Below are 270 nucleotides of genomic sequence, written 5' to 3'. Positions count from 1 at the left end.
TCTTCATTCAACGTACCCGCAGCCTGTTTAAGCGCTAATATAGAGTTAATATAACCATAACGAGCTTCAGATAGTTGACGCTTTGAATCATATAAGTCACGTGTACGGTTTAGCACATCAACAATTGTACGCGTACCCACTTCAAAACCAGCTTGGGTTGCTTTTAGCGCGCTTTCAGATGAAATAACTGATTGCTCATACGCTTTGATTGAACTGATAGACGCATTCACGTTGTTAAAGTTATTACGCACGTTTTTGGTAACGCTACGA

General features: G+C 40.4%; 1 protein-coding gene. It reads right to left on the bottom strand.

Annotated features, from left to right (window positions below):
- The coding region (locus AAEY88_RS13795) for a TolC family protein (RefSeq protein WP_350563296.1) at nt 1–270 on the bottom strand (270 nt) is incomplete at both ends.

Source organism: Psychrobacter sp. CAL346-MNA-CIBAN-0220, assembly GCF_040309805.1.
Taxonomy (GTDB): Bacteria; Pseudomonadota; Gammaproteobacteria; order Pseudomonadales; family Moraxellaceae; genus Psychrobacter.
This window is presented reverse-complemented; position numbering and strand designations above follow the sequence as displayed.